Genomic DNA, 22,549 nt, shown 5'->3' with positions numbered 1-22,549 from the left:
TTGTGAAAAGATGGATAAGCAGGAATATTTAGAAAAACTCCTTTTGATAATCGATGATCTAAAATTACTGGCTGAAAAAGGAATTCCAATATTGGTGGAAGGGCCAAATGACATATTATCATTGAAAAATTTAAAAATAAAGGCTAATTTTATAACTGTGTCAAATACTCCTGTATTTCAGATAGCAGATGATTTAATTGCAAAAAATATCCCTGAAGTTATACTTTTAACAGATTTTGACCGAGCTGGCAGAGTTTATGCTAAAAATATAATGGAAGAATTTCAAAGCAGGGGAATTAAAGTAAATAATCTAATCAGAAAAGAGATAATTAAGTATTCTCACGGTGATTTAAAGGATATTGAAAGCCTATATCCATATATTTCGAGAAGAATTACAATTAATGGCGATTTAAGTGATATCATGGTTCCATATGTTATATCAAATGTTGGAATGACTTTAGATGGGAAACTGGCAACAATAGAAAATGATTCGAGAATTTCTGGTGAAAACGATTTAAAAAGGGTTCACGAGATACGAAAGGATGTAGATGCAATACTTGTGGGAATTGGAACTGTTTTAAAAGACGATCCAAGGCTTACTGTTCATAAAATCAATGCATCTCCAAAGGACAATCCGTTAAGAATTGTGGTTGACAGCAGCTTAAAAATTTCATTAAATGCAAGGGTATTAAATAAGGATGCAAAAACTGTGATTGCAACAACAACTCCGATTTCAGATGAAAAAGAAGAAAAAATCAGAAAATTAAAAGAAATGGGAATCACGGTATTACGAGCAGGGGTTCAAAAAGTTGATTTAAGAAAAATTATGAATGAAATTTACAAAATGGGAATAAATAAAATTCTTCTTGAAGGTGGCGGGACTTTAAACTGGGGAATGTTTAAAGAAAACTTGATAAACGAAGTTAGGGTTTATATCGCTCCAAAAGTGTTCGGAGGGGCAAATTCTCCAACATATGTTGATGGAGAAGGGTTTAAAAACGTTGAAGAATGTACAAAATTAGAATTAAAAAATTATTATCCATTAGATGACGGAATTGTCTTAGAATATAGGGTAATTGGTTCATCTAAGTAATTTACTTCTTTTTTTTAAATTTATTATTACTTGGATATTTGAATAAATAAATTTAAATGAATCATCCAGATATTTTGAATTACAAACTGATTAACTCTTGTAATTGAAAAAAGAATACGATTTTTTACGAAAATTATAAATACTGGAAGAATACCATTTTAAATTGTAATAAGAAAAGAAGGTGATTCTATGGCAGAACTTCCAGTTGCACCAATGGAGAGAATCCTAAAATCCGCAGGTGCTGAAAGAGTAAGTAGAGATGCAGCAGTAATGCTCGCTGAAGCATTAGAAGAAATTGCAGTTGACGTAGCTAAAGAAGCAGTTGGTTTAGCTAAGCACGCAGGCAGAAAAACTGTTAAAGCTGACGATTTGAAATTAGCAATGAAATAATTACCTTAACAATTTTTTACTTTTCTTCACTACTGCATGTTTTTGTATGTAATTGAATCGATATATAGTTGGTTATTATATTTTGTGAAAGATTATTTTTTTAATATTATTAAGTATGGTGGACACCATGTATGCTATCGGTATCGGTAAAAATCGAGATGAAGTGCTAATTGCAGTTGAAAACTTGAAAAAAGAAGGAATAGACGTTGAATTAGTAGATAGTCCTAATGTTTTGATTGATGGTTTAATTAATAAACGATATTGTGGTGCAGTTAGGGGTTCGCTTTCTTCTAGTGATTTAATTCCAATTTTAAGAAAAAAAATCGGGAAATTTTACCGGGCATCTATTTTAAAAAACCCATTTAACAATGAAATTTTCATACTGGCTCCAGTTGGGATCGACGAGATTTCTGAAGATCCTAAAATGAGTTTGGACGAAAAATTAGAAATAATCAAATATTCCTTAGAATTTTTAAAATCAAGAGAAATAACTCCAAAGGTAGGGATATTATCTGCAGGAAGGCTTTCGGATGTTGGAAGAAGTAAAAAAATAGACGATTCTATAATTGAAGCGGAAAATCTTTTAAAACGTGTTAAATCTTTAGAATTTTTTGAAAATCCAGAAATTGATCACAAGGGAATATTAATTGAAGAATATCTAAAAGAAGGATACAATATAATTATTTCAGATGATGGAATTTCAGGAAATCTTTTATTCAGGGCATTTGCGCTTGTCTGTAATTTAGAAGGATTTGGTGCTATTATTTTAAATAGTGAAAATATTAAGTTTATAGATACAAGTAGAAGCGGATCTTGGAAAAGATATTACAATGCGGTTAAATTTTTAAAAGAAGGTTTTTAAAAACTCTGGTGATACTTTGCCGTTATTTAAATTTTATGAATATTTGAGCAAATTTGGGGCATTAAAACTCTACGAAAGAGAATTAGAATCAAAAATTTCTAAGTATCCTCTCCCAAAACACGTTGGAATAATTATGGATGGGAACAGGAGGCTTGCAAAAAAATTAGGTGAAAATCCAGAACTTGGCCATAATTTAGGAGCTTCAAAGGTTCACGAAGTTATAAATTGGTGTGTTTCTTTGGGAATTCATACTGTCACGCTCTATGCATTTTCTTTAGAAAATTTTAATCGTCCGGAAAATGAAGTAAAAGTTTTGATGGACCTTTTTGAAAAAGAATTCATTGAAATTGCAGATCACCCAGGTGTTCACAAGGATAAAATACGTGTTAGTGTTATTGGAAGAAGAGAAATGCTACCAGAATATGTTCAAAAAGCAATTATGTATGCAGAAGAAAAAACAAAGGATTATTCTGATCACTTTGTTAATTTTGCAATCGCATATGGTGGCCAGCAGGAAATAATTGATAGCGTCAAAAAAATTGCAGAAAAAGTAAAAGACAACGAAATAGAAATTGAAGACATAACTATTGAATTAATATCTAAAAATCTATACACAAGCAACCTTCCATCACCAAATCCTGATTTAATTATTCGAACATCGGGAGAAGAGCGTATAAGTAATTTTTTAACCTGGCAGTCATGTTATTCAGAACTATATTTTTGTGAAACATACTGGCCGACATTTAGAAAAGTTGATTTATTGAGGTCTATTCGGGAGTATCAAAAACGTGAAAGGAGATATGGGAAGTGAGTACATGAAATACTCGTTTATTTTTTTAATTTCGGCAATCCTTATTTTTAGTGGATGTATCGAAGACAATATTACAACTGAATCAAATGGAACTTCACTGTTAAACAATACTTCATCCGAAAATCCGAATATTGAAGTAGAAGCGGATGATAGTTCAGAATCAAAAAATAGTTCTGAAATTGGGTCAATACCTTTTAAAGTTTTAGAATTTGGAATTTATGGGGATTCTTACAAACATTATGAAAGCAATGTTAAGGATGATAAGACCGTTATCGAAGTTTATATGGGCAAAAAATTAGGTTCTGATAATATCATAGAAATTAATTCGATAAAATTAGAAAATGGTGTATTAATCGTTAATGTTGAAGAAATAACGCCTGAAACCATTTCTGATCGGGTAATTGTCTACCCTTACGAAATAGTTGAAGTGAATGGCATTTACAATAACGTTGAATTTAAAGTAATCGAGTAGTGTGATCAAATTTGTTAGAGATAGTATTTTTAGGGGGTGGCGGAGGTCGATGGGAAAGTATAACGCAAGTTAAGGGAACTGGCGGGTTTAGAATCCATTCTGAAGATATAACTATGCACGTTGATCCTGGAGCTGGAGCACTGGTTAGAATGAATCAGTTACAGATCAATCCTTGGAAAACAGATGCAATAATTTCTACGCACTGCCATCCTGATCACTACACCGATGCAGAAAACCTTGTTGAAGCAATGACCAAAGGAATGACCAAAAAACAAGGAGTTTTAATTGGTAACAACTCAGTTTTAAATGGAAACAGTAGGTTTGAAAAGGGAATTTCAACATACCATCAATCGAGAGTTGGAGAAAGGCATGTTTTGGGCCCTTATGATAAAATAAATATAAATAATTGGGAATTAGCTGCAACAAAAACAAAACACAACGATCCAGAAACAATTGGATTTAAATTGGAAACAGAAGATGGATTAATTGGTTACACTTCAGATTCAGAATATATCGATTCATTAATCGAAGATTTTGATTGCGTAGATTTTTTAATTGCAAATATAATTCGGGTTAAAGGTCAAAAAGTTCCAGGACACATGTGTTCAAATGATATAATCGAAATAGTAAATTCAATGAAAAAAAAACCGAAAATGCTTGCAATGTACCACATGGGAATGAAAATGACAGACCCTGATTCAGAAGCAAGATATATCTCAGAAAATATCGATATTCCCGTAGTTCCTGCTAAAATCGGTTTAAAAATAATTTTGGAAAATAAAAATTGTAGATTTGATTACATTAAATATTAAACTAATTTTTTACTTTTATTTTAAATAACCCTGAAGTTCAAAGTGATTGTGCTGTTTTACAAGAATTATCGGGGTTCCATTATCAATCAATTCTTTTTTTAGTTTTTTATCATTAGTACAGATTATTACATCTTTATTTTCTTTAGAATAGTTTATAATCATTTCATCAGCATATTTCCCGTCTGAATATTCGATAATTTCAAAATTTTTGGCATATTTTAAAGCCATATTTGCAGAAAGCTTTTCCTTTCCTTTAAATTCTGATTTTAATTTATCAAGTTCTTTTAAAACACAATCCATAATGTATATTTTGTAACCTCTATCGATAGCACTATTTAATTCGTATTCAAAATTAATGCCCTGTTTAAACGTATAAATTAAAAAATTGGTGTCTGGGATTATTCTGTACATTTTTTAACCTATTCTAAAGATATTTTTGAATTTTCGCCGATTTTTCTAACTTTTATTATGTTATCCGCAATCTGTTCAAGTTCTTGGTGGTGAGTGATTATTGCCATCTGATGTATTGTTTTTATGTTTTTGAAGATATTTAAAAGGTTTTTACGCCTATCCTCATCAAGATATGCAGTAGGCTCATCTAATATTATGCATTCAATATTATTACAAACCGCTTTAGAGATTCCAAGCCTCAATGCAAGAGATACTGCAATCTGCTCCCCTCCACTTAGGGTTTCAACTGGGAGGCCATCAACTATGAGGCTATAATCATCTTTTAATTGAATGTGTGAATATGGAAGTTCAAATTCCTGAAAAATATGGTTTGTATGTCTCTGAATCAAAGGAATATATTTTTCTCTTAAATATCTCTGAAATCCATCTTTTGAAAATATTTCCCTTTTTATTTTATCGAGATATTCTTTAAATTCTTCAATTTTTTTTCTTTCTTCTTTTTTATTCGCCAGATTTTGGATTTTTTCATTTAAATAATTTATATTTTCGCTTTTAAGTTTTAATTCAGAATTTATTCTCTCCAAAGTTCTTGAAATATCATTAAATTCATTAAATATATTTTCGTAAAGTCTTTTAGCGTTTTCATGCAATTCTGGATTGTAATTTGTAATCTGAATATTTTTTTCAATTTCTGCTCGTGTTTCAAGAAGTTTTCCACAAAGTTGCTGTTTTTCAGCAATTTTCTGGTTCAAAAACTCGTTTAAATTATTTATTTCAATAATATACGTTTTTGAATAGTTTTTAAGAACTGCATGACTTTTCATATATTTTTCATAACTTTCTTTACAGTTTGATATTTTGTTTTCAAAATCTGATTTTTGGGTTTCCCATCTAACGTAGCATTCAGCAATACCTATTTTTGAAGAAATATCGTTTTGAATATTTTTTAATTCTGTTTTTATGTTAATTTCTCTGTCTAAATTGTAAATAATATTTTTTAATTCATCTTTTAAATTTTCGAGGGATTTCTTTTCGTTTTCAATTTTTGAAAAATCGTAATTTCCAATAATTTTTGAAAGTTCCAACTTTTTCTTTAAACTTTCAGATTCGTCGTTTTTAGCTACAAACTGGGCAGAATAATTATAATTTTTATGGTCTTTTTCCAAATCTTTTAATTTAATTTCAATTAGATCCATTTCATCGTTTAATGAAGAATATTCATTAATTTTTTCATTTAATTCGTCTAATTTTTGGTTATTTTCAACTAAAGATTCTTCAATTTTCAAAAGATAGTTCTTTTTTTCTTTTAATTCACCATATTTTGATTTAAACGAATCGATTTCATTTAATTTAAGTTTAATCTGTTCTTTTTTAGTTAATATGATTTCAAGCTGTTTTTTAAGACTTTCAGTAGATAACTGTTCGTTTTGGATTTCATTGTTGTATTTTCTAAGCAGTTCCTGCTTTTTTTCTTCACTTATTTTGGACTGGCAAACATGACACGAATCATTGGTTTTTTCAAGTTCTGCCTTAGAATTTTTATATTCTGAAATTTTACTTTCTTTTTTTAAAACGATTTCATTTAATTTATCTATTTTTTCAGATAGTTCTTCGTATTTTTCCTTTAATTCATTTTCAAGATTAATTTTTTCTTCTATTTTTTCAAAAACTGTCAATTCAGAAATTAATTTAATTTTTTCATCATTTTCGGTTCGAAGTTTTTTTTCAACGTCAATTTTTTCTTTTAAAAGATTTTCATAACTATTTTTTTTGGTTTTCAGTTCTTCAAAAGTTTTAATCGAGTTTTCGTAAATTTTAACACTATTAAATAGGTTTTCTACCGTTTTTTTGTGGGTTTCTATTTCACAAATCTGTTTTTCAATAAATTCCAATTCTTTAATTTTTTCTTTTATTTTATCTAGACTCAGGATTTTTCCTTCGTTTTCCTTTAAATTTTTTTTCAATTCATCAGGATTTTTTTTATTATCTTTTAAAGATTCTTTTAAGCTATTTAATTCTTTTAGTAGGGATTCTTCTATAGTTTTTAACTTATTATATGATTCATAGTCTGATCTGTGACTAGTTAAATTAGTATTTAGATCTTTAATGTTTAATTCAAGTTCTAGATATTTTTTGTAATTTTCTTCGTTTTTAGATAGATTTTCAGATTCTTCAACAACCAGATTTAGCGAATTTTTAAAATTTTGAATTTCTAAATTTATATTTTTGATTTCTAAAATAATGTCCTTTAAATTTTCTTTTAACCTGTTATTCTCCGTAAATTTTTCTTCCATTTGGGTTAATTCTAAATTTTTTTCAAGTTTTACCGTTTCTAAATTCCCATATTTTTTTAAAACTTCTTCTTTTAAAACTTCAGATTCAGAAACTTCATTTTTCAATTTTTCAAGATTTTCCAAAATTTCAGGTTCTTGGGTTAGTTCTCCTTCAAGTTTAAAAAGCATTTCTTCGTAGCTTTTTTTTACAATATTCATTTTTTCAGCGGCTTTTTCATACTTTTCAATTCCTAAAAGCTTTCCGATAACTTCTTTTCTATCCCTTGGAGTCATCTGGATTAAATTTGCAATTTCGCCCTGTTTTATGTATATTGCATTTGAAAATACACTGTTATCTATTTCTAATATTTCTTCAATTTTTTTGTTGATTTCAGATGCGGATTCGGCATTTAATTTTCCGTTAACGTATAATTTATCATCAGTTTTATTTTGAAACCGTTTTCTTTTTACAAGATAGGTATTTCCCATCATTTCAAATTCTAATTCTACTGAAAAAGATGCAGCGCCCTGTTGCATTAAATTTTCAATTCTAAAATTGCTTCCACGCGGTGCAAAAAGTGCAAAATTCATTGCTTGAAAAATTGACGATTTTCCACTTCCATTCTGCCCAATAATTGAAGTTATTCCCTTGTTAAAATTTATTGATGTGTTTCTGTGGCTTCTGAAGTTTTCCATTTTGATAGTTTTGATAATCATCAAGTACGCCCCCTAGTAATTACCCTTAAAGTAGTCATTTACGTAAAGCAATGAATCTTCATCGTTCTCTAAAAGTTTTTTATAGAGTCCGTATACGAAATTTACATCCATTTCTTTGTTTTTAATATATTCTTGGAAGATTTCTTCAATACTACTTTCATTAATGATCAAAGATTCTTCTAGGTTTTCGTCAATCCTGTTTATCCTTTTATAAAGTGTTAACTCGGCAATTTCATCATTAAATGAATTAAATAAATTTTCAACTATATCACAGTATATAACCGGTTTCTTCTCACCTTGCAAGTTTTGGAGTTCTTTGATTATTTTTTCGTAATCATTTTCATTCTTAATTTTTTTATCGATTATGAAATTTCTGCATTCAACATCAATTTTTTGAATTGAATTGATATCAAAATCCCCACTTAAATCGCCTAAATAAAATCCTTTTCCATTTTTTTGGTAATCTCTAACTTCGCTAACAGACATGATATCGGTTGATCCAGCATACGAAAATACGGAATTTCCATCATTAACCGGTTTTAGTACTCTTTGATGGATGTGACCTCCTGCAATATAATTCAAATCTTTTGGAAAGTCTGTAAGTTGCATTTCAAAACTTTGTGGGATGAATGGATTCACGCTCTGGTGGAAAAGCAATATCTTTTTTTTATAATCTTTAGAGTCAGAATTAATTTTTTCTAAATCTTCATAAGTTTTTGGAATTTTATTATGGGATACGTACTCAATTCCGCCAATGAATATTTCATTGTTAAAAATGTGGGATTTATTTTTTCCAAATGTTAGTAAACTGTTTCCAAGTATTTTTTTCAAAAGTCCAAACGGTTTTCCCTTTTGCTGACTTTTTGGAATGTCGTGATTTCCGTGGATTAAGTAAATTGGTATATTTTTTTCCTTTAATTTCAAAAAACCTTCAATTGCACATCTTATTGCATTTACCGAAGGCTGTGGGCTTTCAAATAGGTCACCGCTATGAATTACAAAATCCGGCCTTATTTCAATAATTTTATCGATACATTCCAAAAATGATTCGTAAATATCGTTTTCCCGCTCATCAAGGTTGTACTGGCGGTATCCTAGATGATTATCCGCCATGTGAACAAATTGCATAATATCGCTCCAAAATTACTTAATCTAACTTTCAACGATATTTGTTAAATATTTTTTTATATTATTGTTTCATCAATCAATTTAAAATAAAAATGTGGAAAACTATGAAACCTGAACCCCTAGAACTCGGACTGAAAATTGAAGATGCAATTTTGGTAAATGAAAAACTGAAAGATTTTATTGTGTACAAATCGGGAAAACCAAGAATTGATTTTAAGAATAAAGAAGCAATGAAAGAATATAATATTGCAATATTAAGGCATATTTTTGGATTGGATATGGATTTTCATGAAGATGCACTCATTCCGACACCCATTAACAGGTATTTATTTATAAAAAATATATTTGATGAAAAAGATGACATTAAAGAGGTTCTTGAGATTGGAACCGGTTCAGGAATCATCTCAATATTGATTGCAAAATATTTTGAATGTAATGTCACTGCAACAGACACAGTTTTCGATTATTTAAAAATTGCAGAAGAAAACATCTCAAAAAATAATCTTGATTCAAAAATAATTCTTGTAGATTCAAAAGGAAAAATAATATTTGATATTCCCGAATTAAAAAACAAAAAATTCGATTTAATTATTTCATACCCTCCATACTATGCAGATAATTCAGTTGCATCAAAAAGAAGTTTTGGCGGGGCTTTTGCAAGCGAAGTTGAATTAATTGGTGGTGGAAAATATGGTGAAGTATTTTCACAGAAAATAATTGAAGAAGGAATGGATTATTTGAATGAGGGTGGAATTATTGCAATAATGTTTCCAGAAAAGCCGTTTGAAAGAAGAAAACTCGTTGAAGATAAAATACAAGAACTTGGATTAACTCTTAAAAAATCCGAAATAACAACTGGAAAAAGAATCAGGCACATTATAAAAGCTAAAAAGGAAAAATAAATCTAGATTAGTTAAATGATATTATAATCCAGTATTTCTATTTTTGAAAGGATTTCAAGGGTCTTATCTTGAAGTCTTGGTTTAACTGCACCATACTTTTTTAAAAGCAATTCTTTTGCTTCAAAAGGATTTTCAGCTTCAACAGTTTCTGTTTTTACAATATCCTCATCGCCCGAGAAAAAAAGCTTGATTTTGTAACTTTTCATAAATTCCCCCTCTAAAAAACTCCATAATAAATTTATTTTTTAAAGGGTTAAAATAATTTTTGATTGATCAAATATTGTTTTAAAAAAATATTTTTGGGTGTTCTTAAATTTATTAACTTATTTGATATGCTCAAGAACCAGGTCTACTGCACCATCAATAGCTGCCCTAACTTCATCTGTTAACCCAACTTCGATATCGGGCATTGAAACTCGTTTTGCCTGGCATCCGATAACTGTAACATCGATTCCGGATTCTTGTGCTTTTATAAGGTAGTCAGAAAGTGGCATGTCGTGTGCATCAAAAGTGTATTTATCTATTTTTGTGAGTTCTTCAGTTGAGAGTATTTTTAAGGTTCCAGGGGGTAGTTGAAAATCAATAATATCAACAATAATAATTTTTTTAGTAAGGCACTCTTCATCCATTATAGACATTAAATAATAAGGCGCTCCAGTTCCTGCATCGATTATTCCAACGTTTTTCGGAAGTTCCATAGTTTCGAGCTTTGAAATTACTTCGTAACCAAAACCATCGTCTGCAAATACTAAATTTCCGCAGCCAAAAACTAAAATTTCGTATTTTAAAGAATCGGGGATCATATCTATCACCAAAAAATCAGTTCAAAATTTATTTATCCTTTTATATCTAAGTGCATATATAATCTAGGTATATTATTTTAATAGGAATCGGTTATCAAGGTAGTAGAAAATGGACTTTAAAAATATCAACCTCGGAATTTTTGGACACATCGATCACGGAAAAACGACACTTTCTAAAGTTTTAACGGAAATTGCATCAACTTCGGCACACGATAAACTGCCTGAATCTCAAAAACGTGGAATTACAATCGATATCGGGTTTTCAGCATTTAAGCTTGAAAATTACCGTATAACTTTGGTTGATGCACCAGGACACGCTGATTTAATTAGGGCAGTTGTAAGTGCTGCAGATATAATCGATCTTGCATTAATTGTTGTTGATGCAAAAGAAGGGCCAAAGACCCAGACTGGGGAGCACATGTTAATTCTTGATCACTTCAATATTCCAACAATTGTTGTGATTACAAAATCAGACAATGCAGAAACCGAAGAGATCAAAAGAACTGAAATGTTTATGAAGTCCATTTTGCAATCTACTCAAAATTTAAAAAACAGTTCAATTATTCCAATTTCTGCAAAAACGGGATCTGGCATCACCGAAATTAAAAATTTGATTATAAATACTTTGAATAATACTGAAATAATTAGAAATACTGACAGTTATTTTAAAATGCCCCTAGATCACGCATTTCCTATAAAGGGTGCAGGAACGGTTGTAACCGGAACTATTAACAAAGGAATTGTGAAAGTCGGTGATGAATTAAAAGTTCTTCCAATAAACATGTCTACGAAAGTCAGGAGTATACAGTGCTTTAAAGAAAATGTTATGGAGGCAAAAGCTGGCGACAGAGTTGGAATGGCAATTCAGGGTGTTGAAGCAAAACAAATCTATCGGGGATGCATTTTAACTTCAAAAGATACTAATTTACAGGTAGTCGACAAAATAGTTGCCAAAATAAAAATTTCAGACATTTTCAAGTACAATTTAACTCCAAAAATGAAAGTTCACTTAAATGTGGGAATGTTGATAGTTCCGGCAGTTGCAGTACCGTTTAAAAAATTAACGGTTGGCAAATCGGAAGAAAATGTAATTTTAAACGAAGTAATTTCTGGAAATGAATGCTACTGTGTATTTGAACTTGAAGAAAAGGTTTTGGCGGAAGTTGGAGATAGGGTTTTAATTACAAGGCTTGATCTTCCCCCAACAACCCTTAGAATCTGTGGTCATGGTTTAATCGAGGAATTTAAACCAATAAAAGATCTGAATATTAAAAAAGAAGTACTTAGGGAAGGAAAGATTAAAATCGATAAATCAAGGACCGTGATTGAAGAACTCGCACAGTCAAAAGTTGCAGCCGAAAAATTAATCGGTGAAGAAATATCCATTGAAGGAAAAGATGTTGTTGGAAAAATAAAAGGAACTTTTGGAACAAAAGGACTGTTAACTGCGGAATTTAATGGAAATGTTGAAAACCGGGATAAAGTGCTGTTAAACAGGCTTAGAAGGTGGGGTTAAGGTGGAATATATGAACACGATAAAAACACCTTCTAAAATTATATTGTTCGGAGAACATGCAGTAGTTGACGGTTATCCTGCAATTTCAATGGCACTCGATTTAAAAACAACGGGTGAAATTGAAGAAAATTCCGACACAATTTCAATAGACCTTGTAGATTTAAATGAAATTTTTGAAATAACTCCCGAATTAATTAAAAATTTGGAAATTTCAAATTTCAGTCCTGCATTAAAGTACGTGTTATGCGCTGCAAAATCTACGATATATTATCTATCCGAATTTAAAAATTTAAAAGAGATAAAACCCTTTAAATTAAAAATATATTCTGAAATTCCCCTAAGTTGCGGTTTAGGCTCATCTGCATCTGTTGTTGTAACTGTTATTCGTTCAATTTTAAGTTTTTACAAAATTGAATTGGAAAATGATGAAGTAATAAATCTTGCATATTCTGTTGAAAAAGAGGTTCAGGGAAGGGCAAGTGTAACTGACACTGCAACGATTTCTTTGGGAGGAATGATTGAAATTGTAAATGGGGAATACAGGCCAATGCCTAACGATTTGGAAGAATTCATAAAAACTTGTAGATTTTTGGTTGTGAATGTTGAAGAGAGAACAAGGAAAACTGCAGAATTAGTACACGAGGTTTCAAAACACCCTGAAAAAGAGCAGATTTTTGAGGAAATTGGAAAAATAATAAGTACTGTAAGGTGGGTATCCGATAAATCAGAACTTGGAAAATTGATGAATGAAAACCACGAACTTCTTAAAAAATTTGGAATTTCTACTGAAAAGTTAGATTTAGTTGCAAAAGTAGGTCAAAAGTACGGTTACGGGGGAAAATTAACCGGTGCAGGGGGAGGGGGTTCTGCAATAATACTTTTAAAAGAAGATAGGGAAGAATTGTTAAAAGAATTGAAAAAAATTGGTGTAATTGGAATTTATGAATGTAAAATGGCCAATTAATCATTATATTGTGTTTTTAATTTTTTCGCCTACTCCAATGTAAATTCTATGTTTTCCAACCCTTCCGCCACCAAGTGAATATAATTCAATATCGCTCATTCTTGCAAGTTCTTCAACTTTTTTTCTGCCGGTATCTCTTGATTTTTCAGAAAACGAGATTATTACAAAAGCATCGTCTAATTCTTTCATCCCGATTACAGGTCTTGTATTCATTGTTCCAAGTTCATCTATATTTTCAAGATGGGATATAATCTGGTCGGCATCGTTGATAAATGGGAAGTTTTGCAGGTATTTTGTTATAAAATCAATATTTTTGGTTCTTTTCTGTTCGTATTTTTTTAAGTTCATCCTGTGGTAGTTCAATTTGCCGTTTTGGAATTCCCGGATTATACTTTTTGAAGTCCTGTCTATATCGATTTTGCCGTCTTTTGTAAGGAAATTTAATTTAGTTCCGATTTTTTCAAGAAGTTCTATATTTATTTCTTCTCCGATTTCAAAACCGTAGTATTCATTCAGAATCGTGTTATCAAACGTGTGAATACGTTGTAAAATTTTTAGTGCCGGGGATATGATGTCATCGGCCTTTTCGTACCTTAATGCGCCAGATATTACGAGTTCATCTTCATCTTTTGGTTCAATTATTCCTGGAGAATCGAGTAATTTGATATCTTTTGTTAATTTTACCCACTGTTCTCCAACAGTTAATCCCGCGGTAAGTCCACTTCTTGCACTTTTTTTACCTGTCAGTGCATTGATTATTGAGGATTTTCCAACATTTGGATATCCAACGATTCCAACTTGTCCGTATTTAATGTTGTTTGAATTTAAATAAGCCTTAATTTCATCCCTTAACATTTTTGTGCCCAATTTTTCTTTGGCACTTACAAAAACTACGGAAGAATTCGGGTTTTCAGATTTAAAGTTGTCTTTCCATTTTTCAAGAATTTTTTTAGGAACAAGATCTGATTTATTGATTACGTAAATTAATTTTTTATTTTTTTCAATGGTATATTCTTCAAGAGCCCTGTTTCGTGTAGTTTCGGGATCCCTTGCATCAACAACGAGAAGCACGATATTGCACTCATATATGATTTTGTGAACCATTCTTCTCATGGGAATTTTGTTTTCCATATTATCAATCTTTAGGTGTTTTACTGAGTTATTTAACATAATCCGACTTTGTATATAAGGTAGTCTGTCGGTTTAAAAAATATAAATTTGAAAAATATTTTTAGTTGCATAAATCTAATTTTGAATTGGTAAATAAATAATTGAATTTTAAAAGAGCATATTAACATAAATAATTGCCAAACTGACTATTAAATCCTTTAAATGCTATTTACTCTATTTTACAGCCTTTGTGAAGGTAATATCCCCCATTATTCACATCAAATATATATAGCAGAATATATAAAATTTATATTGCACTTGCTTGTGGATAACATACAGGTGCTATTATCGTTGGATTAATGGGGATTAATCGTTAGGATACCGGATTTTTTGGATTGAGTTCTGTATCCGCTTTTTTTATTATTTTTTTTAGAAAATTAAATTTTTTTGTTGGTTTTATATTCTGCATGGGTTAATATATCCACTCGAAATCATTAGATCAGCAACCGTTATTGCAGCCATCGATTCCAGTACTGGAATAACTCTTGGAACGATTATCGGGTCGTGTCTACCGCCAATTTCAATTTTTTCATCTTTATTCGATATCAAATTCATACTATCTTGAATTTTTGAAATTGAAGGTGTTGGTTTTATTGAAACCCTAAGAACAACTGGGGAGCCAGTGCTGATTCCACCGATAATTCCACCGGCATTATTTGTCATTTCTTTTATTGAATTTTCATATATATGGTATGCATCGTTCATTTCGCTTCCATATAATTCTGAAGCTTCAAAACCCCTGCCTATTTCAAATCCTTTCACCGCATTAATTCCAATGAATGCACTTCCAAGTTTTCCTTCTAATTTGTTAAATACTGGATTTCCAACGCCTTGCGGAATTCCTTTTATAATTATTTCAATTATTCCGCCGACACTGTCTTTTTTATCCATCGCATCAATAACGTAATCCTTCATTTCATCGCTATTTTTTGAAGGGCATCTTAATGGATTATTTTCTATTTTTTTCAATAATTTTTCAATATTTGAATCACTTTCAAAAAATTTTGGATTTTTGTAGTAATCAAAGTCCCCTTTTATTTTTCCAATTTTAGTAGAATACCCGATTATTTTGATATTGTGTGTAAATTCAATTAATTTTTTAGCAACTGCTCCACCAATCACATTTCCAATTGTGGTTCTTCCACTGCTTCGTCCACCGCCCCTGTAGTCGTAATTTCCGTATTTTAAAAAGTAGTTTAAGTCAGCGTGTCCGGGTCTTGGCGTATCCTTAATTTTACTGTAATCTTTTGATTTTTGTCCTTTGTTAAATACAAGTCCTGAAATTGGGGTTCCCGTAGTTTTTCCTTCAAAAATTCCTGAAAGAATTTCTACCTTATCTTCTTCTTTTCGCGGTGTTGAGAAGATGCTGTATCCAGGTCTTCTTCTATTGAGTTCATTTTGGATATCTTGTTCTGAAATGGGTAGATTTGCAGGACATCCGTCAATTACTGCACCTAATGCTTTTCCGTGGCTTTCTCCCCAGGTCGTTACTCTAAAATTATCCCCAAAAGTGTTCAAAGTATCACCGTGATTTCGTAAGATATAAACATAATACATTCAATACATTAGATACACTGGTTTAAAAAATGAGGGGATGGATTATGATTGCAGTTGTAGGTGGGGGGCCTGCAGGTCTTTCTTGTGCACACGCACTCGCTAGACGAGGACTTGAAGTTGAACTCTATGAGATGGACAAACTTGGTGGTACCTGCTTAAATTACGGTTGCAGGTATGTAAATGCTTTAAAAGAAGTTTCAGATGTAATTGATAATTTAAATGCGATAACTGGAAAAAAACATGTTTTAGAAGATATAATTTCACTTAACGAGTTACACGAAAAAGTTTATAAAATTCACAGATCTATGCGGGAAGGGGCTAAAAAAACGCTCGATGAACTGGGAATATTTGTAAAATTTGAAGAATTTAAGGAAGAATATGAAAAAAACTATGATTATGTGGTTTATGCGACAGGGCAAAATTATGCTAGAAATTACCTGGGGGTCGAATGTGCGATTCATAGTGAACTTCCGTATTTAAAAAAACTACCAAAAAAAATTCTCATAATTGGTGGTGGAACTGTTGCAGCAGAATATGCATCAATTTTTTCGACATTTGGAAGCGAAGTAACTGTTTATGTAAGGTCAAAGTTTTTAAAAAAAATCGAAGATGATGAACTTAGGGATTATATCATAAATGACCTGTCAAATTTTAAAATAACTCACAGCGAAGAAGAACTGAATAAAATGCTCCACGATGATGAGTATTTTAATATTTTGGCAATTGGTGGAACACCAAGATACAAAACAAATGAATATTTTCAAGTTGATGGAAAATCGAAAGTTTATGCTTGCGGGGACTCAGTAAGGGGCGGATATACCCCAATTTCTAACCGCGAGGGAAAAATTGTTGCAGAAAATATTTACAACGAGATAAAAAATCTTCCTCTAAAAAAAATGGAATATGGAATTGAGATTGCCACAATTAGAATGCCGATCAGCATTTTAGTCGTTGGAAAACAGACAAAAGATTTTAAAACATCGTACAACCGTCCTGGTAGGGGGTATTATTTCCGAAAAACCGAAAAGCGTGGAATGAACAGGATATACTATGAAAATGGAAAAGCAGTCGGTGCAGTTGTAATGACAACAGCTACTGAACTTGCACCTTACTTTGCACAGTACTTAAAAGGAATCGATGTTTACAAAGACTTTTTAGAAGTTTACCCAACAACAGACCCTTATTACTGGCAGGTTTAAATACAAATTAATCTATATTTTTTTAAAAATGGTATAATATGGATTTTGTTTCAATAGGGATGGATTTAGTTGCTTCATATGGACTTTTGGCTATTTTTTTGATTGGATTTTCAGAGCCAATTTTTCAACCAATTCCAACCGAAGTTTTCATGCTTGGAGGACTTGCTCTTGGGCTTGATTGGAGGTATGTAATACTGGTTTCAACAGTTGGGAGTACGTTAGGGGGAATTGTAACATATTTTATATCTTCAAGATATGGCGAGAATCTTTTTTTAAAGATATTTAAAAAAGAAAAATATTCAAGTGCGGAAGAATTTTTAAATAAATGGGGCGCTCTTGGAATAATTCTTATAAGTTTTACCCCAATTCCATTTGAGGTGATCTGCTGGATTTCAGGGATATTCAAGATGCCTTTTAAAATTTATGTTTCAGCATTGATCATAAGTAGAATTATAAAACACGGACTCGTAGTGCTGCCATTTGCGGCTTTAGCAAGTATACTTCCGTTTTAATGATCTTTTTTTAAAAATTTTATCGATATTTATAAATAGATTAATCACAGATTTAGAAATATTATTTTTATCTCTATTTATTTCAGGTGAAATCATATGTGTCTTGCAATTCCATCCGTAGTTATTGATATATTTGAAGAAGATGGCGAAAAATACGCGCTTGCTGAATACAAGGGTGTAAAACAAAAAGCAAAACTCGCACTTCTAGAAGGCGTTGAAATTGGAGATTATGTGCTGATCCACACAGGATACGCGCTTGAAAAAATGAGTGAAGACGAAGCAAAATTGAGTTTAGATGCATGGGAAGAATTGTTCGATGTACTCGATGAAATGGACGGAGTTAAAAAAGAAAATTCCGAATAATTTAAGTTAAAAAATAAATATTTAGTCTTCTTTTACAGTTATTGCATTAGTTGGGCATACATCAACGCATACCATGCACAGTGTGCAGTCTGATTCTCTTGCAACAACTACTTTGTTCCCTTGAATTTCAAAAACTTCTACAGGGCAGGTATTTACACATTCAGCGCATTCTGGGCCTTTACATTTATCGTAATCAATTACAACACTCATATTATCCCCTCATTTTTTTTACAGTATATTTTTTAAAAGTTAAAGTATTAAAATCTTGTAATATTGGGGCTGTTTAAAATCCTTTCAATGTTCCAGATTTCGTTTAATACTTTTGAGTTTATATTTGCACGTAAAAATGGAACTTTAAATCCAATTGCTAAGTGCGGGAATGAGGTGTTGTTTCCGGAAATCGTCGGAGTTAATCCTTTTTCAACCGTGTAATTGATATAATAATTCATTTCGGTAAGAGTTCCCATGGAATAAGGGTCTATTTTCGAAAAATCCGCTTCTTCATCGATATTTTCAGTACACAATATTCCATCGAATTCAATTATTTCAGAACTTTCTAAATAATCGAGTTCCTCAATTTCTTTTTTAAATTCGGAGATTTTTGCACCGGATAAAATTTCGATATCTTCATCTTCAGAAATGTTTGAAATAATTTCTTTGAATTTTCCAATATCTTTAAAAATATCTTTAGAAACGTACTCCCCGTAGTTATTTCTAAAATCGTATTCTTCAGAGAGTTCAGATAATATTTTATTGTAGATATAGATCATTTCGCCAATTGATTCTGCCATTGGAATAGTCAAAAGCTGGTTTATTCCGTCTGAAACTAAAGAACATCCTACAATTGGAAGGTTTGTAGATAATACTCCACCAATATGCTTAAATAATGGAATTTCAACGCTGTTTGCAGCGGCTCTTGCAACACTCAAAGAAGTGCCCATTGTAACCTTGGGACTGTCTACGGATGTATCACATATTATTGAATCAATAATATCTTGATCATAAGCAGGATAGCCAACAAGTTCTGGAGCAATTACATTTTCGACGTCAGAAATTACATAGTCTGGATTTTCCGCATCTATTACATCGTAACCAATACCTTTATTGGTCAATGTAGCGATCCTTACTTGAATTTTTGAGTCTTTAAAAACCTTCTTTGCAGTTATTCTTTTTATGGATGTACTGTTTTCCACGAAAATCCCCCAAAGAGTTTAAAATAGTTAATTAATTTTTTTTGACTTGTTTTTTAACACACAGTGGGAGTTTACCCTGCTTTATTTCATCTTCAGCTAAGTTTAATGACGAAGTTCTGTCTGATTCGATTGTGAGTGGAGCACCGTCAGAAATTTGGAGGGATCTTGCACCAACTAATCGTGCAGTTTCAAATTTAGTTAATTTCATAAAATCACCCAAGAGGACTTTATAGATTAATAAAAAGTGGGGCCGCCGAGATTCGAACTCGGGTTGCACGCCCCCCAGACGCACAGGATGGCCAGGCTACCCCACGGCCCCGTCTGAATAGATAGGTAATCAGTAAATAATAAATAATTATTTGTATTCGACGATATCGTCAAATAATTCTCTGTCGTTGTCCAATCTGTGGGATGCGAACATTCTTCTACAACAGTATTTTTTAACTTCTAAGTCGTTTAAAATTTCTTCCGGGTTTTCGCCATCTTTAAGTCTAGTTCTGTATTCTTCATAGACTTCCGAAATTACAGCTCCACAGGAAAAACATCTGATTGGAAATATCACTATTACCACCTAAAAAACGTAAAGGGAAAGAAAAATAATTATCTGTATGATTTTTGTCTTTTAGCTCTTGGACCTTTTGAAGACTTACTTGGTTTGTGTGGTTCAGTTCTTCTTGCATCACTGACAAGTAATGTTCTGTCGTAACTTAAGAATTTTTCTTTCAATTCCATTTTACCAGTAAATTCAACAATAGCCTTACCTAAAGCGGTTCTTGTAGCATCCATTTGGCTTACGATACCGCCACCTTTAACATCAATATCTACATCAATGTTGCTTAAAGCTTCGCCTGCTAAGATAACAGGTTCCATTAATTTCATTTTGATGTATTTAGGTTCCATTAATTCTAATGGTTTTTTGTTAATTCTGATTTTACCGCTACCTTCTTTTGCAGTAGCTCTTGCGATTGCGGTTCTTCTTTTACCTACTGTGTGGACTACTTTCACACTTTCACCTCAATTAGAATTTAGCGCCTAAGAATTGGCTCAATTCTCCAACGGTTACATATTTGATTGTGTTTGGTTCGCTACCTAAGTTAATGTCGATAGAAACTCCTTCAGGAACTCCAACTTCAATTTTAATGTTTTTGAAAGCTTCTACTCCTCTAGGTTTTTTGTATGGGAGCATTCCTCTGATAACTCTTCTTACGATGTCGTCAGGCCTTCTTGGATATTTTGGACCCATTTTTTTAGGGTTTGAAATACTTTTTCTAGTTCTGAGTTGTACATATTTTTGGAATATGTATTCTTTGTTTCCAGTCATAATTGCTTTTTCAGCGTTTACAACGGTTACTTCTTCACCGCTTAATGCAAGTTTAGCAACGTATGAAGCTAATCTTCCAACAACTGCATTTTCAGCGTTTACAACAACCATAATTCCACCTTCGTGTTTAATTACGCCATAATGGTTACTTTAGAACCTTTAGGGTTTTCTGCAATAAGTTCTTCGATTGTTAAGCATTTTCCGCCTACAGCTTCAATTGCTGATTTTGCAGTTTCTGAGAATGAAAATGCTGCAACAGTTACATTTATTTTTAATGACCCAGCACCGAGTACTTTGCCTGGAATTAAGATTACATCGCCTTCTGATGCGTATCTGCTGATTTTGCTTACGTTTACTTCAACTTTTTTTCTAGCTGGTTTAGCTAACTTTTTAGCAACATCTTTCCAGATTGGTGCACTGTTTTTGAATGATTCTTCTTTTAACTTCTGAATCAATTCAGGAGTTTTTGGGTTTGTTGACATGATTTTTTTCATAATTTCACCCTATTGATATTGATTCATAATTTCCAATAATTTGGAAGAAATAATAGGTAGTTAATTTTCGTCACTTAATTCTCTGCCTTCTAATTCCGATAAGAATTTTTCAGCTTTGTTTTTTAAAATTTCAAGTGAAGATCTTACAATGTCTTCAGCATCCATGTTTCCGAATGACTCAATTTTAAATTCCACTTCGTCATTTGATATCTGTTTGTAAACTGCATTACAAGGTTGCCATTTTGCATGAATTTTTCCTGTGCCTACAAGAGCTTCAGCTTCTAACTCAAGTTTCTGGCCTTCTGCTAATTTTACAATTGGAATATTTTCAAAAGCAGGCTCACCGGATTCAGATTTTAAATCTGATGAATATACCATACAAGGTCCTTCTTTGGAGATTGTAAGTACAATAACTTCATCTCCACTTACTGGAACTCCCTTTATTGGAATTAATCCAAGTCTGTGAGCTAGAACTTCATCGTACATTGAAGATGTGTTTTCATAAAAGTATACATTTTCAATAGCATATGTAGGGACTTCTGAAATCATTATTCTTCTTAATGCACTGGAAAAAGATAAAGGGGCTTTTAATTCCATTTTCATAATTTCCCCTGTTCTCTTTTCCTCTTTTTGGATGTTTTTTATCAAAAAAATCACCAATTATCTGTTCTTTCTTTTTGGTGTAGTACCATCGTGTGGAATTGGTGTAGCATCTTCAATTCTTCCGATTCTGATTCCTGCTCTTGATAATGCTCTGATAGCAGCTTGGGCACCAGGTCCTGGGTTTTTAGATTTCTGGCCACCTGTAGCTCTGACCTTTACGTGTACCTGATCAATTCCTTTATCTCTCATTAAATCTGCGATTTTGAATGCAGCTTGCATTGCAGCGTATGGAGATGATTCATCTCTCTGGTTTCTTACAATCATACCGCCTGAAACTTTAGCGATAGTTTCTGCTCCAGTTAAATCAGTAACGTGGAGAATTGTATTGTTGTACGATGCATAAATGTGTACTAATCCCCATTTTTGACTCATATAATCACCTTATTGATTTTCTTCGCTTACTGCGGCAGTTCTTTCAGGGTGGTTTTCTGAAGCCATTGGTGAGTTAGGCACGTATTCTATCGCATCATTTTCAGCTACTGAAACCAAGTATGATGGAGAAGTAACTCTTTTGCCGTTTACTGCAATGTGGCCGTGAACAATGAACTGTCTAGCTTGTTTTGCTGTTTTAGCGAGACCTTTTTTGTATACCATGGTCTGTAATCTTCTTTCTAAGATACTTTCAATGTTCAATGAAAGAACGTGGTCGAGTGTTGGTTCTTGTTCAACTAATATTGCGTATCTTTTTAAAACATTGAATAACTGAACAGCTTCTTTTCCACCTTGTGTTGTGGTGTCGCTGATTAATTTTCTTGCCTGTCTTCTGTAGTTCCTTAATTGGGTTTCCATTTTCCAAAGTTCTTTTTTGTTAACTAGACCGTATTTTTGGCTAATTTCTCTTTCGCTTTGGATTCTTTCCCCAATCCATGGATGGTTAGGCGTGTCGTATTTTTTACCCAATCGTCTTGGATCTCCCATTTTTT

The 22,549-nt window shown here is 31.9% G+C and carries 29 protein-coding genes and 1 tRNA gene; 12 read left to right on the top strand and 18 right to left on the bottom strand.

Going from position 1 to position 22,549, the window contains the following annotated elements:
* Positions 1 to 10: 10 nt before the first annotated feature.
* From HNP90_RS00895 to HNP90_RS00870, 6 genes are all read left to right on the top strand, one after another.
* Positions 11 to 1,093 carry a 2,5-diamino-6-(ribosylamino)-4(3H)-pyrimidinone 5'-phosphate reductase gene (locus HNP90_RS00895; protein ID WP_011976990.1) on the top strand — a complete coding sequence of 361 codons (1,083 nt, stop codon included), beginning with the start codon at positions 11 to 13 and terminating at the stop codon, positions 1,091 to 1,093.
* A gap of 189 nt (positions 1,094 to 1,282) precedes the next feature.
* A complete protein-coding gene (locus tag HNP90_RS00890) occupies positions 1,283 to 1,483 on the top strand; it encodes a histone family protein (RefSeq protein WP_011976989.1) in 201 nt (66 codons plus the stop codon).
* 127 nt (positions 1,484 to 1,610) lie between these two features.
* On the top strand, positions 1,611 to 2,345 hold the full coding sequence (mtxX, locus tag HNP90_RS00885; protein ID WP_011976988.1) for a methanogenesis marker protein Mmp4/MtxX: 735 nt from the start codon (positions 1,611 to 1,613) through the stop codon (positions 2,343 to 2,345).
* Positions 2,346 to 2,361: 16 nt separating this feature from the next.
* A complete protein-coding gene (gene uppS / locus HNP90_RS00880) occupies positions 2,362 to 3,156 on the top strand; it encodes a polyprenyl diphosphate synthase (RefSeq protein WP_011976987.1) in 795 nt (264 codons plus the stop codon).
* A gap of 4 nt (positions 3,157 to 3,160) precedes the next feature.
* Entirely contained in the window at positions 3,161 to 3,628 is a 468-nt protein-coding gene (locus tag HNP90_RS00875) for a protease complex subunit PrcB family protein (protein ID WP_258558893.1), read from the top strand.
* 11 nt (positions 3,629 to 3,639) lie between these two features.
* The gene (locus HNP90_RS00870; protein ID WP_011976985.1) at positions 3,640 to 4,440 is read left to right on the top strand and encodes an MBL fold metallo-hydrolase; all 801 of its coding nucleotides are present in this window, start codon (positions 3,640 to 3,642) and stop codon (positions 4,438 to 4,440) included.
* A 15-nt stretch (positions 4,441 to 4,455) separates the two neighbouring features.
* Here the strand turns inward: HNP90_RS00870 and HNP90_RS00865 are convergent, their stop codons facing one another.
* From HNP90_RS00865 to HNP90_RS00855, 3 genes are read right to left on the bottom strand one after another with little or no spacing between them, the layout of a single operon-like run.
* Positions 4,456 to 4,851, bottom strand: coding sequence for a type II toxin-antitoxin system VapC family toxin (locus tag HNP90_RS00865; protein WP_011976984.1), 396 nt, complete (start codon positions 4,849 to 4,851; stop codon positions 4,456 to 4,458).
* Positions 4,852 to 4,859: 8 nt separating this feature from the next.
* On the bottom strand, positions 4,860 to 7,841 hold the full coding sequence (locus HNP90_RS00860) for an AAA family ATPase (RefSeq protein WP_011976983.1): 2,982 nt from the start codon (positions 7,839 to 7,841) through the stop codon (positions 4,860 to 4,862).
* A gap of 12 nt (positions 7,842 to 7,853) precedes the next feature.
* Positions 7,854 to 8,969, bottom strand: coding sequence for a DNA repair exonuclease (locus HNP90_RS00855; protein WP_011976982.1), 1,116 nt, complete (start codon positions 8,967 to 8,969; stop codon positions 7,854 to 7,856).
* Positions 8,970 to 9,073: 104 nt separating this feature from the next.
* Between HNP90_RS00855 and HNP90_RS00850 the strand changes: the two genes are divergently transcribed.
* Complete coding sequence (locus HNP90_RS00850; protein WP_048060415.1) at positions 9,074 to 9,871, top strand: RlmF-related methyltransferase; 798 nt, start codon at positions 9,074 to 9,076, stop codon at positions 9,869 to 9,871.
* An 11-nt stretch (positions 9,872 to 9,882) separates the two neighbouring features.
* Here the strand turns inward: HNP90_RS00850 and HNP90_RS00845 are convergent, their stop codons facing one another.
* The gene (locus HNP90_RS00845) at positions 9,883 to 10,077 is read right to left on the bottom strand and encodes a hypothetical protein (protein WP_011976980.1); all 195 of its coding nucleotides are present in this window, start codon (positions 10,075 to 10,077) and stop codon (positions 9,883 to 9,885) included.
* A gap of 117 nt (positions 10,078 to 10,194) precedes the next feature.
* Entirely contained in the window at positions 10,195 to 10,674 is a 480-nt protein-coding gene (frhD, locus tag HNP90_RS00840) for a coenzyme F420-reducing hydrogenase, FrhD protein (protein ID WP_011976979.1), read from the bottom strand.
* A gap of 109 nt (positions 10,675 to 10,783) precedes the next feature.
* On the opposite strand from frhD, the gene selB reads away from it, so the two are divergent.
* Both selB and mvk read left to right on the top strand, forming a co-directional pair.
* Positions 10,784 to 12,190, top strand: a complete 1,407-nt coding sequence (gene selB / locus HNP90_RS00835) for a selenocysteine-specific translation elongation factor (RefSeq protein ID WP_011976978.1) — start codon at positions 10,784 to 10,786, stop codon at positions 12,188 to 12,190.
* 10 nt (positions 12,191 to 12,200) lie between these two features.
* Complete coding sequence (mvk, locus tag HNP90_RS00830; protein ID WP_011976977.1) at positions 12,201 to 13,154, top strand: mevalonate kinase; 954 nt, start codon at positions 12,201 to 12,203, stop codon at positions 13,152 to 13,154.
* A 3-nt stretch (positions 13,155 to 13,157) separates the two neighbouring features.
* On the opposite strand, the gene HNP90_RS00825 is transcribed toward mvk, so the two are convergent.
* Both HNP90_RS00825 and aroC read right to left on the bottom strand, forming a co-directional pair.
* On the bottom strand, positions 13,158 to 14,324 hold the full coding sequence (locus HNP90_RS00825; protein ID WP_011976976.1) for a GTPase: 1,167 nt from the start codon (positions 14,322 to 14,324) through the stop codon (positions 13,158 to 13,160).
* A 396-nt stretch (positions 14,325 to 14,720) separates the two neighbouring features.
* Positions 14,721 to 15,842 (bottom strand): chorismate synthase, encoded by a 1,122-nt coding sequence (aroC, locus tag HNP90_RS00820; RefSeq protein ID WP_011976975.1) that lies wholly within the window; start codon positions 15,840 to 15,842, stop codon positions 14,721 to 14,723.
* Between the two features lie 83 nt (positions 15,843 to 15,925).
* Here aroC and HNP90_RS00815 point away from each other — a divergent pair, with 83 nt between their 5' ends.
* The 3 genes from HNP90_RS00815 to HNP90_RS00805 all read left to right on the top strand — a co-directional run bounded on the left by HNP90_RS00815 (position 15,926) and on the right by HNP90_RS00805 (position 17,955).
* Positions 15,926 to 17,080 (top strand): NAD(P)/FAD-dependent oxidoreductase, encoded by a 1,155-nt coding sequence (locus HNP90_RS00815; protein ID WP_011976974.1) that lies wholly within the window; start codon positions 15,926 to 15,928, stop codon positions 17,078 to 17,080.
* Between the two features lie 38 nt (positions 17,081 to 17,118).
* Positions 17,119 to 17,592 (top strand): YqaA family protein, encoded by a 474-nt coding sequence (locus HNP90_RS00810; RefSeq protein ID WP_011976973.1) that lies wholly within the window; start codon positions 17,119 to 17,121, stop codon positions 17,590 to 17,592.
* A 96-nt stretch (positions 17,593 to 17,688) separates the two neighbouring features.
* Positions 17,689 to 17,955, top strand: a complete 267-nt coding sequence (locus tag HNP90_RS00805; RefSeq protein ID WP_011976972.1) for a HypC/HybG/HupF family hydrogenase formation chaperone — start codon at positions 17,689 to 17,691, stop codon at positions 17,953 to 17,955.
* 21 nt (positions 17,956 to 17,976) lie between these two features.
* On the opposite strand, the gene HNP90_RS00800 is transcribed toward HNP90_RS00805, so the two are convergent.
* The 11 genes from HNP90_RS00800 to HNP90_RS00750 form a co-directional block, all read right to left on the bottom strand.
* Complete coding sequence (locus HNP90_RS00800) at positions 17,977 to 18,165, bottom strand: 4Fe-4S dicluster domain-containing protein (RefSeq protein ID WP_011976971.1); 189 nt, start codon at positions 18,163 to 18,165, stop codon at positions 17,977 to 17,979.
* Between the two features lie 47 nt (positions 18,166 to 18,212).
* Positions 18,213 to 19,148: a phosphopyruvate hydratase family protein gene (locus HNP90_RS00795; protein ID WP_011976970.1), complete on the bottom strand. Its 936-nt coding sequence runs from the start codon at positions 19,146 to 19,148 to the stop codon at positions 18,213 to 18,215.
* Between the two features lie 31 nt (positions 19,149 to 19,179).
* Entirely contained in the window at positions 19,180 to 19,356 is a 177-nt protein-coding gene (locus HNP90_RS00790; RefSeq protein WP_011976969.1) for a DNA-directed RNA polymerase subunit K, read from the bottom strand.
* Positions 19,357 to 19,393: 37 nt separating this feature from the next.
* Positions 19,394 to 19,467 (bottom strand) — tRNA-Pro (locus tag HNP90_RS00785).
* 36 nt (positions 19,468 to 19,503) lie between these two features.
* Positions 19,504 to 19,710 carry a DNA-directed RNA polymerase subunit N gene (locus HNP90_RS00780; RefSeq protein ID WP_011976968.1) on the bottom strand — a complete coding sequence of 69 codons (207 nt, stop codon included), beginning with the start codon at positions 19,708 to 19,710 and terminating at the stop codon, positions 19,504 to 19,506.
* 38 nt (positions 19,711 to 19,748) lie between these two features.
* Complete coding sequence (locus HNP90_RS00775) at positions 19,749 to 20,153, bottom strand: 30S ribosomal protein S9 (RefSeq protein ID WP_011976967.1); 405 nt, start codon at positions 20,151 to 20,153, stop codon at positions 19,749 to 19,751.
* Positions 20,154 to 20,166: 13 nt separating this feature from the next.
* Positions 20,167 to 20,580, bottom strand: coding sequence for a 50S ribosomal protein L13 (locus tag HNP90_RS00770; RefSeq protein ID WP_011976966.1), 414 nt, complete (start codon positions 20,578 to 20,580; stop codon positions 20,167 to 20,169).
* Between the two features lie 20 nt (positions 20,581 to 20,600).
* The gene (locus HNP90_RS00765; RefSeq protein ID WP_011868042.1) at positions 20,601 to 20,963 is read right to left on the bottom strand and encodes a 50S ribosomal protein L18e; all 363 of its coding nucleotides are present in this window, start codon (positions 20,961 to 20,963) and stop codon (positions 20,601 to 20,603) included.
* A gap of 60 nt (positions 20,964 to 21,023) precedes the next feature.
* A complete protein-coding gene (locus HNP90_RS00760; protein ID WP_081430733.1) occupies positions 21,024 to 21,611 on the bottom strand; it encodes a DNA-directed RNA polymerase subunit D in 588 nt (195 codons plus the stop codon).
* Between the two features lie 12 nt (positions 21,612 to 21,623).
* Positions 21,624 to 21,998: a 30S ribosomal protein S11 gene (locus HNP90_RS00755; RefSeq protein ID WP_011171265.1), complete on the bottom strand. Its 375-nt coding sequence runs from the start codon at positions 21,996 to 21,998 to the stop codon at positions 21,624 to 21,626.
* Between the two features lie 9 nt (positions 21,999 to 22,007).
* Positions 22,008 to 22,544: a 30S ribosomal protein S4 gene (locus HNP90_RS00750; protein WP_011976964.1), complete on the bottom strand. Its 537-nt coding sequence runs from the start codon at positions 22,542 to 22,544 to the stop codon at positions 22,008 to 22,010.
* Between the last annotated feature and the right edge of the window lie 5 nt (positions 22,545 to 22,549).

Origin of the sequence: Methanococcus maripaludis (assembly GCF_013760955.1) — an archaeon.
GTDB classification, from domain to species: Archaea; AGJL01; Methanococci; order Methanococcales; family Methanococcaceae; genus Methanococcus; species Methanococcus maripaludis_A.
Note: the sequence above shows the minus strand (reverse complement) of the source record. Positions and strands in the feature narration are given on the sequence as shown.